This window comes from Pseudomonas sp. MYb13, from assembly GCF_002980075.1.
Taxonomy (GTDB): domain Bacteria; phylum Pseudomonadota; class Gammaproteobacteria; order Pseudomonadales; family Pseudomonadaceae; genus Aquipseudomonas; species Aquipseudomonas lurida.
In genome coordinates this window covers 29,375-46,649 of the sequence record NZ_PCQI01000015.1, presented here as the reverse complement: position 1 = coordinate 46,649, position 17,275 = coordinate 29,375, and the positions used below count along the sequence as shown (strand labels likewise).

Below are 17,275 nucleotides of genomic sequence, written 5' to 3'. Positions count from 1 at the left end.
CTGTGCATATTAACTGGTTAAACCTTGAGCGATTTCCGCTATAATCCGCGCCCCCCTTTTTCAGCAGGCCCGGCGCGCGCTGTTTCCATGAAATTAATCGTTAAAGTCTTCCCCGAGATCACCATCAAAAGCCGACCGGTACGGACGCGTTTCATCCGTCAGTTGGCCAAGAACATCCGTGCCGTGCTCCGCGATCTGGACCCGGCTGTGGTGGTGAACGGCGTGTGGGACAATCTCGAGCTGGAAACCCGCATTACCGAGCCCAAAGCCTTGAAGGACATGACCGAGCGCCTGAGCTGCATGCCGGGCATCGCGCATTTCCTGCAGGTGGATGAGTACCCGTTGGGTGACTTCGACGACATCACCGAGAAGTGCAAACAGCACTACGGTGGCGAGCTGGAAGGCAAGGTCTTTTCGGTGCGCTGCAAGCGCGCCGGCAAGCACACTTTCAGCTCCATGGACGTCGAGAAATACGTCGGCAGCAAGCTGCGTCGCGAGTGCGGCGCGGCTGGAATTTCTCTCAAGGCGCCGCAAATTGAAGTGCGCATGGAAATTCGCGACCAACGGTTGTTTGTCATCCACAGTCAGCACAACAGCATCGGCGGCTACCCGCTGGGCGCCCTGGAACAGACCCTGGTATTGATGTCTGGTGGTTTCGATTCTACGGTGGCGGCCTACCAGATCATGCGCCGCGGCCTGATGAGCCACTTCTGCTTCTTTAACCTGGGCGGGCGTGCACACGAATTGGGCGTGATGGAAGTCGCGCACTTTATCTGGAAGAAGTACGGCAGCTCGCAACGCGTGCTATTTGTAAGCGTACCGTTCGAAGAAGTGCTGGGCGAAATTCTCGGCAAAGTCGATAACGGTCATATGGGCGTGGTATTGAAGCGTATGATGTTGCGCGCTGCGTCCCGAATCGCCGATCAATTGCAGATCGACGCGCTGGTGACCGGTGAGGCGATCTCCCAAGTGGCCAGCCAGACACTGCCGAACCTGTCGATTATCGATTGCGTCACCGAGAAGCTGGTATTGCGCCCGCTGATCGCGAGCCACAAGCAGGACATCATCGACCTGGCAGAACAGATTGGCACTGCCGATTTTGCCAAGCACATGCCTGAGTACTGTGGCGTCATCTCGGTGAACCCCAAGACCCACGCCAAGCGTCCCCGCGTGGAGCATGAAGAGAAAGAATTCGACATGGCGATTCTGGAGCGTGCGCTCGAGAACGCCAAGCTGGTCCCGATCGATCGTGTGATCGACGAACTGGGCCAGGACATCAAGATCGAAGAAGTCAGCGAAGCCCTGGCGGGCCAGATCGTCATCGACATCCGTCACCCGGATGCCGCTGAAGATGAGCCGCTGGAAATCGCCGGCATCGACGTACAAACGCTGCCGTTCTATGCACTGAACGCGCGTTTCAAGGAACTGGATAACAGCCGTCAGTACCTGCTGTATTGCGACAAAGGCGTGATGAGTCGCCTGCATGCCCACCATTTGCTCAGTGAGGGGCATGCCAATGTGCGCGTTTATCGACCGAGCTAAGAGCCCGGGGCTGTTTGCCTGTGGCCTGCGTCACCGGCCCCCCGACTCTGCCGTCAAGCTGTAACGGCAAGGCCTGACTCTACTGTTAATCGCTGCCACGACCTGTCAGCACACCGAATCCTCTGATCGAGATACACAAGTGATCGAAAATCTACGTAACATCGCCATCATTGCTCACGTTGACCATGGTAAAACCACCCTGGTAGACAAACTCCTGCGTCAATCCGGCACCCTGGAGCGCAACGAGCTCAACGACGAGCGCGTGATGGACTCCAACGACCAGGAAAAAGAGCGCGGCATTACCATCCTGGCTAAAAACACCGCTATCAACTGGAACGGCTACCACATCAACATCGTGGATACCCCGGGCCACGCCGACTTCGGCGGCGAAGTAGAACGCGTAATGTCGATGGTTGACTCCGTTCTGCTGCTGGTTGACGCTCAAGACGGCCCTATGCCGCAAACCCGTTTCGTGACCAAGAAGGCTTTCGAAGCCGGCCTGCGTCCGATCGTGTGCATCAACAAGGTTGACCGTCCAGGCGCGCGTCCGGACTGGGTTCTGGACCAGATCTTCGACCTGTTCGACAACCTGGGTGCTACCGAAGAACAGCTGGACTTCAAAGTCGTCTACGCCTCGGCCCTGAACGGTATTGCCGGTCTGGACCACACCGACATGGCCGAAGACATGACCCCGCTGTACCAGTCGATCGTCGACAACGTACCTGCGCCGGCTGTTGACCGTGACGGTCCGTTCCAGATGCAGATCTCCGCACTGGACTACAACAGCTTCCTGGGTGTTATCGGCGTTGGCCGTATCGCTCGTGGTCGCGTCAAGCCGAACACCCCGGTTGTCGCTATCGGCGCCGACGGCAAGAAGCGTAACGGTCGTATCCTGAAGCTGATGGGTCACCACGGTCTGCACCGTGTGGACGTTGAAGAAGCGGCTGCCGGCGACATCGTGTGCATCAGCGGTATGGACTCGCTGTTCATCTCCGACACCCTGTGCCACCCGGACGCGGTAGAGGCGATGAAGCCTCTGACCGTTGACGAGCCAACCGTTTCCATGACCTTCCAGGTAAACGACTCGCCTTTCTGCGGTAAAGAAGGCAAGTTCGTGACCTCCCGTAACATCAAGGAGCGTCTGGACAAAGAGCTGCTGTACAACGTTGCACTGCGCGTTGAAGAAGGCGACTCGGCTGACAAGTTCAAGGTTTCCGGCCGTGGTGAGCTGCACCTCTCGGTACTGATCGAAACCATGCGTCGCGAAGGCTTCGAAATGGGCGTTGGTCGTCCGGAAGTGATCATCCGTCAGGTTGACGGCGTGAAGCAGGAACCGTTCGAAAACGTCACCATCGACACCCCTGAAGAATCCCAGGGCAAGGTCATGGAAGAGATGGGCCTGCGTAAAGGCGACCTGACCAACATGGTGCCGGATGGCAAAGGCCGTGTGCGTCTGGAGTACAACATCCCTGCTCGTGGTCTGATCGGTTTCCGTAACCAGTTCCTGACCCTGACCAACGGTGCTGGCATCCTGACCTCGATCTTCGATCGCTACGACACCATGAAGTCCGGCGACATGTCCGGCCGTCAGAACGGTGTTCTGGTATCGGTAGAAACCGGCAAGGCGCTGACCTACTCCCTGGAAACCCTCCAGGCACGTGGCAAGCTGTTCGTTGAACACGGTCAAGAGATCTACAACGGTCAGATCGTTGGTCTGAACAGCCGTGACAACGACATGGGCGTCAACCCAACCAAAGGCAAGAAGCTCGACAACATGCGTGCTTCGGGTAAAGACGAAACCATCGCTCTGGTTCCACCTGTTCGCTTCACCCTGGAACAGGCCCTGGAATTCATCCAGGACGACGAGCTGTGCGAAGTCACGCCTAAGTCGATCCGCCTGCGTAAGAAGATCCTGGACGAAGGCGAGCGTACCCGCGCTGCCAAGAAAGCCAAGAACTGAGTTAACTCAGGCTGAATGAAAAACGCCCCCGGTCGAAAGGCCGGGGGCGTTTTTTTATGTTTGGGTTTTTGTGTTTACTGTGCTGGCCTCATCGCGGGCAAGCCCGGCTCCCACATTGGAATGCATTCCAAATGTGGGAGCTGGCTTGCCTGCGATAGGGCCCTCAAGAACCCTGCAAAAATCCGGATCAGAACTTGTCGAGGGTCTTGAACTTCGTCTCGCGCACCACTTCCTTCGGCTTATAAGCGCAATACCCCGGGCGCGGCCCGATTTTCGGGTGGTTGCGGCAAGTATCCGGGCGCTTGTCATAAATAGTGCAGAAGCGCGTCTTACGATCCAGGTACAGGCAATCGTTGTTGCTCATGCGCTGCAGGGTAAAGATCTCGGATTTGGAATTGAAACGCTCGACGATGCCTTCCTTCTGCAAGCGCTTGGCGATGTTCTTCGGCGGGTCGCCACGCTCGAATTCATCGACGATGCCGATGCGGATCAGGTCCTTGATCTTCACTTCGACCGGCAGCGTGCAGCAGCTGGACACGCAACCGCCGCACATATGCGCGGAGTATTTCTGCCATGTTTCAAGTCGGTCGAGTTCCGCGGCGGCGATCAATTGAGGCTTCATCAGGGTTCCAAGGGTGGGGCTGTATCCGGGCGCGCGATCATACCGGGATTGGTGATTTTTTGAACAACATTTTCAGGTTTTCAGCTCAAAGGTTTGCGCTCGGGCTGATCGGGCACGACCCCTGCATCTAATTCATGCAATGGTGAATGAGTTAAAAAACTGCCGAACCAGAGCGTCTACCGTCTGTCAGACCGTCTAGGCTCTAGCAACTCCTTCTATCTCGCCCGAGGTCGCAATTGATGTCTCAGGAACCACTTGCACGAGAAGCAGAGGTAGCCGCATTTCGCGATGCCGTCTTGACCAAGCTCACCTACGCGGTGGGCAAGGACCCGGATCACGCCTTTGACCATGACTGGTTCGAAGCCATTGCCTTGGCCGCCCGCGACCAGATGGTCGACCACTGGATGGACCATACGCGGCGTATCTACCGTAAAGGCCAGAAACGGGTTTATTACCTTTCCCTGGAGTTCCTCATTGGCCGCTTGCTCTACGACAGCCTGAGCAACCTTGGCGTGCTGGAAATCGCGCGCGAAGCACTGTCCGAGCTGGGTGTCGACCTCGAGCGTATCCGCTTGCTGGAGCCCGACGCGGCGCTCGGCAACGGTGGCCTGGGCCGCTTGGCGGCGTGCTTCATGGAAAGCATGTCGACCCTGGGCATTGCTGGCCATGGTTATGGCATTCGTTATGAGCATGGCTTGTTCCGCCAGGCCATTGTCGATGGCTGGCAACAGGAACAAACCGAACGCTGGCTGGATTTCGGCAACCCGTGGGAGTTTGAGCGGGCCGAAGTGATTTACCCGATCGGCTTTGGCGGCAGCGTCGAAACCCTGGCGGACGCGTCCGGCAAGATGATCCAGGTGTGGTCACCCAACGAAACCGTCAGGGCTGTGGCTTATGACACCCCGGTGGTCGGCTGGCGTGGCGCCAGCGTCAACACCCTGCGCCTGTGGCGTGCCCGTGCGGTCGAAGATTTGCACCTGGAGCGCTTCAACGCCGGTGACCACCTGGGTGCTGTCGCCGAAGTGGCGCGTGCCGAAAGCATCTCCCGAGTGCTGTACCCGGCCGATAGCACCGAAGCGGGGCAAGAGCTGCGCCTGCGCCAGGAGTATTTCTTCGTCTCCGCCTCCCTGCAGGACTTGCTGCGCCGTCACAAGAACATGCACGGCTCAGTGCTGAGCCTGGGCGAGCATGCCGCCATCCAGCTCAACGACACCCACCCGTCTATCGCCGTGGCCGAGTTGATGCGCCAACTGGTCGACCTGCACGACATTCCGTGGGAAGCCGCGTGGGACGTGACCGTCGAAACCCTGTCGTACACCAACCACACGCTGCTGCCCGAAGCGTTGGAAACCTGGCCGGTCGGCTTGATGGAGCGCATGCTGCCCCGGCACATGCAGATCATCTACCTGATCAATGCCCAGCACATCGACTCGCTGCGCGCCAAAGGCATCCACGACTTTGACGTGCTGCGCGCGGTATCGCTGATCGAAGAAGACAACGGTCGCCGTGTGCGCATGGGTAACCTGGCGTTTCTCGGCTCCCACAGTGTCAACGGCGTGTCCGGCCTGCACACCCAACTGATGCGCAGCACGGTGTTCTCCGAGCTGCACAAGCTGTACCCGGAGCGCATCAACAACAAAACCAACGGCATCACCTTCCGCCGCTGGTTGTACCAGGCCAACCCGAAGCTCACGTCCATGCTGGTGGAAGCACTCGGCCCGGACATTCTCGACAAGCCCGAAGAGCGGCTGGTGGAGCTTGAGTCGTTTGCCGAGAAACAGACGTTCCGCAAGGCGTTTGCCGAACAGCGTCTGCACAGTAAGCGTGCACTGGCGGACATCATTCACGAGCGCCTGGGCATTGCGGTCAACCCGGCGGCGATGTTCGACGTGCAGGTCAAGCGTATCCACGAGTACAAGCGCCAACTGCTCAACCTGCTGCACACCGTGGCGCTGTACCAGGCGATCCGTGCCGAACCGGGCACTGATTGGGTGCCGCGCGTGAAGATTTTCTCCGGCAAGGCGGCGGCCAGCTATCACCAGGCCAAGCTGATCATCAAGCTGACCAACGACATCGCCCGCACGGTCAATAACGACCCGACGGTGCGCGGTTTGCTCAAGGTGGTGTTCCTGCCCAACTACAACGTCAGCCTGGCGGAAAGCATCATTCCGGCGGCGGACCTGTCGGAGCAGATCTCCACGGCCGGCTTTGAAGCCTCGGGCACCAGCAACATGAAGTTCGGCCTCAACGGTGCGCTGACCATCGGCACCATGGACGGCGCCAACGTGGAAATGCACGAACGCGTGGGTGCAGAGCACATGTTTATCTTCGGTCTCAGTGCGCAGCAGGTGGAAGCCCGCAAGCATGCGGGTGAATTCAATGCCGGGCCCGACATCGCCGCCTCCCATCGTCTCAACGATGTGCTGCAAGCGATCCGTGGCGGGGTGTTCTCGCCGGATGACCCGGGCCGATACGTGGGACTGATCGACGGGCTGATCGACTACGACCGCTTCCTGGTCTGTGCCGACTTCGATTCGTACTGGGACGCACAGGCGCGGGTCGAGGCGCATTGGCACGACTCCAAGGCGTGGTGGCGTTCGGCGGTGCTCAATACCGCGCGCATGGGCTGGTTCAGCTCTGACCGTACGATCAGGGAGTACGCGACCGAGATCTGGAAAGCCCTCGACTGAACATCGCTGACCTGAACATGTGTGCGGGCTTGTGTGGGCGCTGGCTTGCCTGCGATAGCATCACCTCGGTGTGACAGATACACCGAGGTGTCTGCATCGCGGGTACGCCCGGCTCCCACACACGCCCGCTTCCACATGGGGTGCGCGTCGATATACTAGGCCTCGGTTTGCCCGCTTCGGGCTGCTTAGGGATATCGACCATGCAATGGATTTTCATGCTGATTGGCCTGGTGCTCGGCTGGACGCTCGATGAGTCGTTCAGTGATGCGGGTATCGGTGCGCTGCTGGGGTTGGGGATTGGTCAGGCGATTCGCCTGACGAAGCTGGCGGCCCAGGCAGAACAGCAGGCTCGTCAGTTGGAAACCACGCAGAAGTCGCTGATAGCGCTGGGTGAGCGCCTGCGGCAACTGGAAGTACCCGCCGCGACGAGCAGTGTCATTGTCGAACCGCCAATCCCCGAGCCGACGCCCGTCACCCAGGCGCCCGAGCTTGTCTGGGAGCTGCCTGCCGAATTGGACCCCGTCAAACCGGTCGCCGAGGCGAGCCAGCCGCTGCCCGAAGATGTCTGGGCGCCTGCCCCGACGCCGCGTGTTCAAGCGCCCACCATTCCACGTGGCCCCAACCTTATCGAACGCGCCATCAACGGTGCGCGCAATTGGCTGTTTGGCGGCAACACTGTGCTGAGAGTGGGTGTGGTGCTGTTGTTCCTCGGCCTGGCGTTCCTGCTGCGCTACGCCACCGAGGGCATGGTGGTGCCCATCGAAGTGCGTTACGCCGGCGTTGCCGCTGCTGCATTGGGCCTGCTGGGACTGGGTTGGTGGCTGCGTTTGCGTAACAGCAATTACGGCCTGATGCTGCAAGGCACCGGCATTGCCGTGCTCTACCTGACGGTGTTCGCCGCGATGCGCTTGCACCCGCTGATCGACCCCAGTGCTGCACTTGGCCTGTTGGTGGCCGTCACGGTGTTCTCGGCGATCCTGGCGATTACCCAGGATGCGCTGGGGCTGGCCTGCGCGGCAGCGCTGGGTGGTTTTGCCGCGCCGATCCTCGCGTCCACCGGCGCTGGCAACTCGGTGGCGCTGTTCAGCTATTTCGCGTTGCTCAACGCCGGCATCCTTACGATTGCCTGGTTCAAGGCCTGGCGCCTGCTCAACCTGATCGGCTTTGTCGGCACCTTTGGTATCGGTTTCGCCTGGGGCCTGCGCTCCTACACGCCGGAACTGCTGTGGAGTACCGAGCCGTTCCTGATTCTGTTTTTCCTGATGTACCTGGCCATCGGCCTGTTGTTCGCCCGGCGCAAGTTGCGGGAGATGAAGGACGCGCCCGAGGACAGCAGCCGTGAAGCGCTGCTGCGCTGGTCAGCGGCCAAGGGCGATTATGTCGACGGCAGCATGCTGTTCGGCCCGCCGCTGGTGGGTTTCGGCCTGCAGTTCGCAGTGGTGCAGCACCTGGAGTTTGCAGCCGCGTTCAGCGCCTTGGGCCTGGGTATCCTCTACATGGGCCTGGCCCGGCTATTGAGCGGCGGGCGTGCCTTGCTGCTCGCGGAAACCTGCCTGGCCCTGGGGGTGATCTTTGCCAGCCTGGCGATTCCCCTGGGCCTTGATGCGCGTTGGACTGCGGCGGCCTGGGCGGTGGAAGGTGCGGGCATCTTCTGGCTCGGCCTGCGTCAGCAGCGACCGTTGGCGCGGGCCTTTGGCGTGCTGCTGCAAGTCGGCTCGGCGCTGGCATTCCTCAGCGAGTTGCGTGTCGCAGAGCGCACCTTGCTCGACGGTGCGCCCTTGGGGGCGTTGCTGTTGGGGGCGGCGTTGCTGTTCAGCTTTGATCAACTGCGCAAGGCGACGACCGAGCAGGCGGCAGACTGGGAACGCAAAGGCCTGCCGGTACTGGCGAGCCTTGGCTTGAGCTTTTTGTACCTGCTCGCGCCGTTGTGGCTGAATACCCAAGGCACCGCGCTCAGTTGGGCAATCGCCGGCCTGGTAACGCTGTTCATCGGCTTGCGCATCGGCTCGCGGACCTTCCTGTTCACTGCGTTCGCCGTGCAATTGCTAGGCGGCGCGTTGTTCCTGCTGCGACTGCAGGGTGGCGACGGGACGGCGGTGTTCAGCGCGGGCTGGAGTGGTTTGTTGAGCGCTTCACTGATCGGCCTGGCGCTGATCGGTGGCATGCTGTTGGCTGCACAAGACGACGGGGTGCGCAGTGATGTCCGGCTGCTGCGCGGGCTGTCGGTGGTGCTGCTGGCTGGACTTGTACTGATCAACCTGGCGGTGCTGTTCGTGCTGCCGTGGGAAAGCGCCAGCGGCGTATGGGCGGCCAGTGGCTTGTTGATCATCTGGCTGAGCTTGTACCTGCAACAACGCGTCGGTTTCGTATTTGGTTTGTTACTGCAATTGGTGGGTGGCGCCTCGTTCCTGCTGGCGGTGCCGGAGTTGCTCGGGCCGTTGACCAGCGAGGGCTTGCGCCCGCTGGCCCATAGCGGTTTCTGGACGCCGCTGGTATTGGGCCTGGCCGCACTCGTGGGTGCCTGGCGCTTGCAGCGTGAACCCCACCCACCGATGTTTGCCGTGTTGAAGTTGCAACGCCTGTCCGACCTGCTGTTGATGTGGGGCACCGCGTGGTGGACGTTGGCGCTGGTCGGTGAAGTGTTGCGGTTTATCCCGCAGGAATTGCAGGGGGCGTTCCTGTTGGGCAGCGCGGCAATCAGCGTTGCGATCTGGACGCTGCTGGCTTCGCGCCTGAAATGGGTGTCTCTGGGTGTGCTGTGCACGATGCTGATGCCAGCGGCGGGCGTGGTGTTGCTGGTGTGCGCGCATACCTATTACCACCCGGGGGCGGACTACGGCTGGCTGGCGTGGTCGGCGGTGTTCGTGGTGCATTTCATCTCGCTGCGACGTCTGGCGGCGATTGTCCCTGCCAAGGCGCTGAGCGTCGCTCACGTGCTGGGCTGCTGGATGCTGGTCGGCATGCTGGCGCTGGAGCTGCGTTACGGTTTGCTGAGGTTGTCTGCCGAGTACAACGCCTGGCGCTGGCTGGGCTGGGCAATCTTGCCAAGCCTCTATCTCGTGCTGGCTGCCATGCCGCGCCAATGGCCTTGGCCGGTGTCGGCGTATCCAAGGGAGTACCGAGTGTTGGCGGCAGTGCCATTGGCGGTGCTGATGCTCGGTTGGTTCTGGCTGGCGAACGGCTTCAGCGATGGCACGGCCAAGCCGCTGCCCTATCTGCCACTGATTAACCCGCTCGACCTGGGTTTGCTGTTCGCGCTGCTGGGTGTGTATTGGTGCGCGCGAAGTGTGGCGCCGCTGCGCGGACCGCGTGTCGAGTTGATCGCCCAAGGTGTGGTGGGTGTTTCGCTGTTTGCCTTCTTTACCGCGCTGGTGATGCGAACCGCCCACCATTGGGGCGGCGTGCCGTTTCAACTGGATGCGTTGCTCGACTCCATGCGGGTACAGGCCGGCCTGTCGATCGTGTGGACGCTGATTGCCCTCGGCCTGATGATCGGCGGTCACCTGCGCCATCGCCGCGAAGTGTGGCTGATCGGCGCGGCGCTGATTGCCGTGGTGGTGGCGAAACTGTTCTTTGTCGAACTGAGCAACCGTGGCGGCCTGGCGCGGATCGTGTCGTTTATTGGCGTGGGTGGGTTGTTGCTGGTGGTGGGCTACTTCGCACCGCTGCCGCCCAAACGCGCAGAACCGGGGTCGGAAACTCAAGGAGCATCCTCTTGATCGGTAAGTTGAGCATGGCTGTGCTGGGCGTGTGTACGACCTTGTCCGTGTGGGCGCAGGAAACGCCCGCCGATTTCACCATCCACGTGCCACTGATTGTCAGCGGCAGCGGCCCCTGGTACCGCCTGGAGCTGCCGCTGGCCGTGCAATTGAGCGCGCGCCAGGCCGATCTCGGCGACGTGCGCGTGTTCAACGCCGCCGGAGAGCCCCAGGCCTACGCGTTGTCGCGCCAAACCGCGCAGCGCACTCAGAGCCGCACCGTCACCGACGTGAAGTGGTTCCCCCTGTACGCCGCCGATACCCAGCAAGCCTTGCCCGACGTGGTGATGAAAGCCACCACGGCAGGCACCCTGGTTGAAATAAAACCGTCCAGCGCTCCCAAGCCCGGCAAACAAGTGCTGCGTGGCTGGGTATTGGACGCCAGTGCAATCAAGGCCCCGCTGCAGCAACTGAGCCTGGACTGGAGCCGCGAGCAGGAGGGTTTCCAGCGTTTCAGCATTGAAGCCAGTGATGACTTGCAGCACTGGCGAGCCTGGGGCGATGGTCAGGTGGCGCGCCTGTCATTTGCCGATGAGCGGGTCGAGCAGCATGACGTGAGCCTGCCTGGGCAATCGGCGCGTTACCTGCGGCTGGTATGGCAGGGCCAGGCGGCGCCGTTGCTGACGTCGGCCCAGTTGGAAAGCACCACCAGCAGCAACCTGCCGATGCCGTTGGTGTGGTCGCAAGCGTTGGCGGGGGAGCGGCTCAAGGCGGGAGAGTACAGCTGGCAATTGCCGGCGGGGCTGAATGTCGAACGTTTGCGGGTCGAGTTGACGCAGCCCAACACGTTGGCGCCGGTGACGTTGTCGGGCCGAAGTGACATCAAGCAAACGTGGCAGCCGTTGAGCAATGGCCTGCTGTACCGCCTGAGCCAGAACGGCAAGGACGTGGTGCAGGATGAATTGCAGTTGCCCGGCCAGACGGTCGCCCAGTTGAAGTTGCAGGTGGATGAGCGGGGCGGCGGCCTGGGCGTCGAAACTCCCGCGTTGCGTGTTGCCGTGCGTGCCACGCAGTTGGTTTTCCTGGCGCGTGGGGAGCCGCCGTTTACCCTGGCGCTGGGGAATGCTTCCGTGAAAGGGGCGAACCTACCGCTGTCGACGCTGATCCCCGATGACAGTCCCGAGCGTCTGAAGACGTTGGGGCAGGCCACGTTGGCGGGGGAAATCGCGGTCAAGCCGCCGGCGATTGCCGCATTGCCCGAAGCCGGCACCGACTGGAAGAAACTCGGCCTGTGGGCCGTGTTGCTGCTTGGCGTGGCGGCACTGGGCGCCATGGCCTACAGTTTGCTGCGCAAGCCACCGGTGGCACGTTAAATAAAGTCCATGAACTCTATTGGGTTTAAATCCTCTGATAGGAGGAAATACGCCCCGACTCGCGTTAAACTGCGCGGGTTTTTAGCCCCCCATTTTCCGGAGCCTTCCATGTCCCGCGTTACCCTGAGTCGCTATTTGATCGAGCAGACCCGCAGCAACAACACGCCTGCCGATCTGCGCTTCCTTATCGAAGTGGTGGCGCGTGCTTGCAAGGAAATCAGCCACGCCGTCTCCAAAGGCGCGCTGGGTGGTGTCCTGGGCAGCATGGGCACTGAAAACGTCCAAGGCGAAGTGCAGAAGAAACTCGACGTGCTCTCCAACGAGATCCTGCTGGAAGCCAACGAATGGGGTGGTCACCTGGCCGGCATGGCGTCCGAAGAAATGGACAATGCCTACCAGATCCCAGGCAAATACCCGAAAGGCGCCTACCTGCTGGTATTCGACCCACTGGACGGCTCGTCCAACATCGACATCAACGCACCGGTCGGCACCATCTTCTCGGTGCTGCGTTGCCCTAACGAATACCTGAGCCAGAACGAAGCCCTGAACGAAAAGGCCTTCCTGCAGCCAGGCACCGAGCAGGTCGCTGCCGGCTACGCGATCTACGGCCCGCAGACCATGTTGGTACTGACCCTGGGCGACGGCGTCAAGGGCTTCACCCTGGACCGCGAAATGGGCAGCTTCGTCCTGACCCACGAAGACATCTCCATTCCTGCTTCCACCCAGGAATTCGCGATCAACATGTCCAACCAGCGCCACTGGGAAGAGCCGGTCAAGCGCTACGTCAACGAGCTGATGGAGGGCGAAGAAGGCCCGTTGAAGAAAAACTTCAACATGCGCTGGGTAGCCGCGATGGTCGCCGACGTGCACCGTATCCTCACCCGTGGCGGCCTGTTCATGTACCCACGCGACAGCCGCGAGCCGTCCAAGCCAGGCAAATTGCGCCTGATGTACGAAGCCAACCCGATGTCCTTCCTGGTTGAGCAGGCGGGCGGTGCGTCCACCGACGGTCACCAGCGCATCCTCGACATCCAGCCTGAAGGCCTGCACCAGCGCGTGGCCGTATTCCTGGGTTCGAAGGAAGAAGTTGAGCGTGTGACGGCATACCACAAGAAGTAAGTCTTTGCGATAAGTGACCGGTGTTGTTGTGAGCCGGTTCACCCTTGAAGAAGCCCCGAAACGTTTCAGCGTTTTCGGGGCTTTTTTGTTTTCACTCGTCGGGAACCAGACACCTATTTTTCCTTCTAAGCTTCTGGCAGATACCCAAGCTGCTTCGTCCCTCCAGGAGTTTTTCCATGTCGTTACGCCGTCTCGCTTTGCTGGCTTTTTGCGTGCTGTTGGCCGCTTGCAGCAAGGTCAACCAAGAAAACTACGCGAAGCTATCGGCTGGCATGGCCAAGGCAGAGGTGGAGTCGTTGTTGGGTAAGCCGACCGATTGTTCCGGCGCGCTGGGCATGTCCAGCTGCACCTGGGGCGATAAAAACAGCTTTATCAGCGTTCAATATGCCGGTGACAAGGTTCTGATGTTTTCCGGGCAAGGCCTGAAGTAAACCGGGGCGCAAGCCTGCGGGAGAAGAAGAATGATGCGTTTTGTTTTGTTCCTTTGCGCCAGCCTGTTTTTGGCGGGGTGCGCCAGCCATTCTGGCGACGATCTGCAACCCAAGACAGCGAGCAACGTCAACCTCAAGCGTTACCAGGGGACCTGGTATGAGTTGGCCCGATTGCCGATGTACTTCCAGCGCAACTGCGCGCAGTCCGAAGCCCGCTACACCCTGCTGCCCGATGGCGACATGTCGGTGTTCAACCGTTGCCTGACCACCGAATGGAAGTGGGAAGAAGCCAAGGGCACAGCCACCCCGCAAGTGCCGGGCAAGACCGACAAGCTCTGGGTGGAATTCAATAACTGGTTCACCGCCCTGTTGCCGGGCGTTGCCAAGGGCGATTACTGGGTGCTGTATGTCAGCGATGACTACAAGACCGCGATTGTCGGTAGCCCGAGCCGGCGTTACATGTGGATCCTGTCGCGCACGCCGACGGTCAGTGCGGACACCCGTGAAGACCTGCTGAGCAGGGCCCGACAACAGGGGTATGACACCACACGGTTGATCTGGCGTACGTCGGACAAGCAGATGGCGAAGACCTCTCAATAAACCTGGGTCACCGCCGATCAAAAAATGTGGGCGCTGGCTTGCATGCGATAGCATCACCGAGGTGTAACTGAAACCCCTCGGTGCCTGTATCGCAGGCAAGCCAGCGCCCACATTTGTTATGTGTCGCGAGTTAGCCCAATAGATCTCTCAAGACGTGCGTAAAGGCCCGGCTGCTTTCTTCTTCACCGGCATGACGCCCGTCGCGCACCACCCACTTGCCGTTGACCAGCACATCACGCACCTGCCGGTCACCGCCCGCGAACAGCCAGCGATTGAGAATCCCATCCTCCGTCGCCGTCGCCAGGTACGGATCATTACCGTCCAGCACAATCCAATCCGCACGCTTGCCCACTTCCAACCGACCAATTGGCTGTCCCAGTGCCTGGGCACCACCCTCGAGTGCGGCATCAAACAGCGTGCGTCCAACCATCGGCTGATCACGGCGATACAGGCGGTTACGCCGTTGGTCGCGCAGCCGCTGGCCGTATTCGAGCCAGCGCAGTTCTTCCACCACGCTCAATGACACATGGCTGTCGGAGCCGATCCCCATGCGTCCGCCCTGGGCGAGGAAATCCACCGCCGGGAAAATACCGTCACCCAGGTTTGCCTCGGTGGTCAGGCACAGGCCAGCAATCGCACGGCTCTTGGCCATGCGCGCCACTTCGTCTGTATCGGCATGCGTGGCGTGCACCAGGCACCAGCGCTCATCGACCTCGACATTGTCATATAGCCATTGCAGCGGGCGCTTGCCGCTCCAGGCCAGGCAGTCGTCGACTTCTTTCTGTTGTTCGGCGATGTGGATATGCACCGGGCACGCCTTGTCACTGGCGGCCAGCACGTCATTGATTTGTTGCGGCGTGACGGCACGCAACGAGTGAAAGCACAGGCCCAGTTGCTGCGCCGGTTGTGCAGCGAGGATCGGTTGCAGGCGTGCCTGCAGATCCAGGTAGTTTTCAGTGCTGTTGATAAAGCGCCGCTGGCCTTCATTCGGTGCCTGGCCGCCAAATCCGGAGTGAGTGTAGAGCACCGGCACCAACGTCAGGCCGATCCCACTGCTGGTCGCTGCCTGACTGATCTGCCGCGACAATTCCGTGCGATCGGCATACGGCTGGCCGCTGACGTCGTGGTGCACGTAGTGGAATTCGGCCACCGAGGTGTAGCCGGCCTTGAGCATCTCGATGTACAGCTGGCGCGCGATCACCTGCAATTGATCCGGGTTGATCTTGCCCACCATGCGGTACATCAGGTCGCGCCAGGTCCAGAAACTGTCATTCGGGTTACCGGCCACCTCGGCCAAACCCGCCATCGCCCGTTGGAACGCGTGGGAGTGCAGGTTCGGCATGCCCGCCAAGACCGGGCCTCTCAGCCGTTCAGCAGCCTCTGCGCTGGCATTGGCCTCAACCTGTGTCAGTCGCCCATCGGCGCTGACTTCAAGACGTACATCATTGGCCCATCCATTAGGCAGCAGCGCGCGTTCGGCAAAGAAAGCGGACATGATCAAGGCACCCCGGTCGTGTGTTTATTTGTATATACATATACAGACGTTTGCCTGCTCGGTAAACTCCGGCAATCTATGCATCTTTTCCCCCTGCAAGGATTCCCTGTGCCGACTCCGCCCGCCAACTCCTCGCTGGCTGCCCACATGGACGAAAGTCCGGCGCCCTTGTATGCCCGCGTCAAACAGATGATCAGCCAGCAAATCCTCAACGGCAACTGGCCGCCCCATTATCGCGTGCCGTCGGAGAGCGAACTGGTCAGCCAGCTCGGTTTCAGCCGCATGACCATCAACCGCGCCCTGCGCGAGCTCACCGCCGAAGGTCTGCTGGTACGCATGCAAGGCGTCGGTACTTTCGTCGCTGAGCCCAAGAGCCAGTCTGCACTGTTCGAAGTCCACAACATTGCCGATGAGATCGCCTCGCGCGGCCACCGGCATACCTGCCAGGTCATCACCCTGGGTGAAGAAGCTGCCGGCTCGGAGCGTGCTGTCGCCCTGGAAATGCGCGAAGGCGGGCGGGTCTTCCACTCGTTGATCGTGCACTTCGAAAACGATATTCCCGTGCAAATCGAGGACCGTTTCGTCAATGCGCTGGTCGCACCGGAATACCTGCAGCAGGATTTCACCCAACAGACCCCCTACGCCTACCTGAACCAAGTGGCACCGCTGACCGAAGGCGAGCACGTGGTCGAAGCCATCCTCGCCGATGCGGCCGAGTGCAAGCTGCTGCAGATCGAACCCTCCGAGCCGTGCCTGTTGATTCGCAGGCGCACCTGGTCGGGTCGCCAGCCGGTGACCGCCGCGCGTCTGATCCACCCCGGTTCCCGTCACAGCCTGGAAGGACGTTTCAGTAAATGAATGCAGTAAAAGTCTGGCGCGCCGCCGATTACGTACGCATGCCGTGGAAAAACGGCGGCGGCAGTACTGAAGAAATCACCCGAGACGCAGGCCAGGGCCTGGATGGTTTCGGCTGGCGCCTGTCGATTGCCGATATCGCCGAGTCGGGTGGGTTTTCCACCTTCGCCGGTTACCAGCGCGTGATCACGGTGATCAAAGGCGCGGGCATGGTGCTGACTGTGGATGGCGAGGAGCAGCGCGGGTTGTTACCGCTGCAACCCTTTGCGTTCAAAGGTGACAGCCAGGTGTCGTGCCGCTTGATCACCGGGCCGATTCGCGATTTCAACCTGATCTATGCGCCGCAGCGTTACCACGCGAGGCTGCAATGGGTGGATGGCGAGCAGCGCTTTTTCAGCACGGCACAGACGGTGTTGGTGTTTAGCGTGGCGGACGAAGTGAAGGTGCTGGGTCACACGCTGGGCCATCACGACTGCCTGCAAGTGGACGGTAACGCTGGCTTGTTGGATATCTCGGTCAGCGGTCGCAGCTGCGTCATCGAGCTGACCGCCCGCGACTAGAAAATGTGGGAGCGGGCTAGCCCGCGAGTGCGGTGTATCAGTACCCGATAGGCTGGCTGAACCACCGCATTCGCGGTCAAGCCCGCTCCCACCGTTGTTTTGGGGTGAGCAAAAAAACTGTTTCCAGCGCCCGCACCAATTTGTTACCGAATGCCCCAGCGTGGCGCAAAACCGCGCTGTCGTGACAAGCCTCCCTCTTGGCAGAACGCTCCCTCAAGAAATTTCATCAAGCTTCGAAGCCTTAATTTCCAAGGCCCGGACGCGCTTTCCAAAAAAATCCAAACACCTCGCCGAAAAAGTTGGCCGCTTGATTGCATATGCTTGTATGTA

The 17,275-nt window shown here is 60.6% G+C and carries 12 protein-coding genes; 10 read left to right on the top strand and 2 right to left on the bottom strand.

Translation table 11 applies throughout. From position 1 onward, the window contains the following. The first annotated feature begins 87 nt into the window (after positions 1-87). Together thiI and typA are read left to right on the top strand one after the other, a co-directional pair. Positions 88-1,542, top strand: coding sequence for a tRNA uracil 4-sulfurtransferase ThiI (gene thiI / locus CQ002_RS22480; RefSeq protein ID WP_034108769.1), 1,455 nt, complete (start codon positions 88-90; stop codon positions 1,540-1,542). A 139-nt stretch (positions 1,543-1,681) separates the two neighbouring features. After that, on the top strand, positions 1,682-3,502 hold the full coding sequence (gene typA / locus CQ002_RS22475; protein ID WP_034108771.1) for a translational GTPase TypA: 1,821 nt from the start codon (positions 1,682-1,684) through the stop codon (positions 3,500-3,502). A gap of 187 nt (positions 3,503-3,689) precedes the next feature. Here the strand turns inward: typA and CQ002_RS22470 are convergent, their stop codons facing one another. Continuing rightward, on the bottom strand, positions 3,690-4,124 hold the full coding sequence (locus CQ002_RS22470) for a YkgJ family cysteine cluster protein (RefSeq protein WP_017529542.1): 435 nt from the start codon (positions 4,122-4,124) through the stop codon (positions 3,690-3,692). Between the two features lie 239 nt (positions 4,125-4,363). Between CQ002_RS22470 and CQ002_RS22465 the strand changes: the two genes are divergently transcribed. The 6 genes from CQ002_RS22465 to CQ002_RS22440 all read left to right on the top strand — a co-directional run bounded on the left by CQ002_RS22465 (position 4,364) and on the right by CQ002_RS22440 (position 14,035). Next, positions 4,364-6,814, top strand: a complete 2,451-nt coding sequence (locus CQ002_RS22465; RefSeq protein ID WP_105161509.1) for a glycogen/starch/alpha-glucan phosphorylase — start codon at positions 4,364-4,366, stop codon at positions 6,812-6,814. A gap of 200 nt (positions 6,815-7,014) precedes the next feature. After that, the gene (locus tag CQ002_RS22460) at positions 7,015-10,533 is read left to right on the top strand and encodes a DUF2339 domain-containing protein (protein WP_105161510.1); all 3,519 of its coding nucleotides are present in this window, start codon (positions 7,015-7,017) and stop codon (positions 10,531-10,533) included. Next, a complete protein-coding gene (locus tag CQ002_RS22455) occupies positions 10,533-11,885 on the top strand; it encodes a DUF3999 domain-containing protein (RefSeq protein WP_105163094.1) in 1,353 nt (450 codons plus the stop codon). The genes CQ002_RS22460 and CQ002_RS22455 overlap by 1 nt, the downstream gene beginning before the upstream one ends. A gap of 108 nt (positions 11,886-11,993) precedes the next feature. Further along, positions 11,994-13,004 carry a class 1 fructose-bisphosphatase gene (locus CQ002_RS22450; protein ID WP_003187818.1) on the top strand — a complete coding sequence of 337 codons (1,011 nt, stop codon included), beginning with the start codon at positions 11,994-11,996 and terminating at the stop codon, positions 13,002-13,004. Between the two features lie 176 nt (positions 13,005-13,180). Further along, the gene (locus tag CQ002_RS22445) at positions 13,181-13,435 is read left to right on the top strand and encodes a hypothetical protein (RefSeq protein WP_017849914.1); all 255 of its coding nucleotides are present in this window, start codon (positions 13,181-13,183) and stop codon (positions 13,433-13,435) included. Between the two features lie 30 nt (positions 13,436-13,465). Further along, on the top strand, positions 13,466-14,035 hold the full coding sequence (locus CQ002_RS22440; RefSeq protein WP_028615380.1) for a lipocalin family protein: 570 nt from the start codon (positions 13,466-13,468) through the stop codon (positions 14,033-14,035). A 130-nt stretch (positions 14,036-14,165) separates the two neighbouring features. On the opposite strand, the gene CQ002_RS22435 is transcribed toward CQ002_RS22440, so the two are convergent. Next, on the bottom strand, positions 14,166-15,530 hold the full coding sequence (locus CQ002_RS22435) for a formimidoylglutamate deiminase (RefSeq protein ID WP_105161511.1): 1,365 nt from the start codon (positions 15,528-15,530) through the stop codon (positions 14,166-14,168). A gap of 147 nt (positions 15,531-15,677) precedes the next feature. On the opposite strand from CQ002_RS22435, the gene hutC reads away from it, so the two are divergent. Beyond that, positions 15,678-16,388 carry a histidine utilization repressor gene (gene hutC, locus CQ002_RS22430; RefSeq protein ID WP_173668614.1) on the top strand — a complete coding sequence of 237 codons (711 nt, stop codon included), beginning with the start codon at positions 15,678-15,680 and terminating at the stop codon, positions 16,386-16,388. Next, positions 16,385-16,945, top strand: coding sequence for a HutD family protein (locus CQ002_RS22425; protein WP_105161512.1), 561 nt, complete (start codon positions 16,385-16,387; stop codon positions 16,943-16,945). Before hutC ends, CQ002_RS22425 begins: the two co-directional genes overlap by 4 nt. Positions 16,946-17,275: the final 330 nt, after the last annotated feature.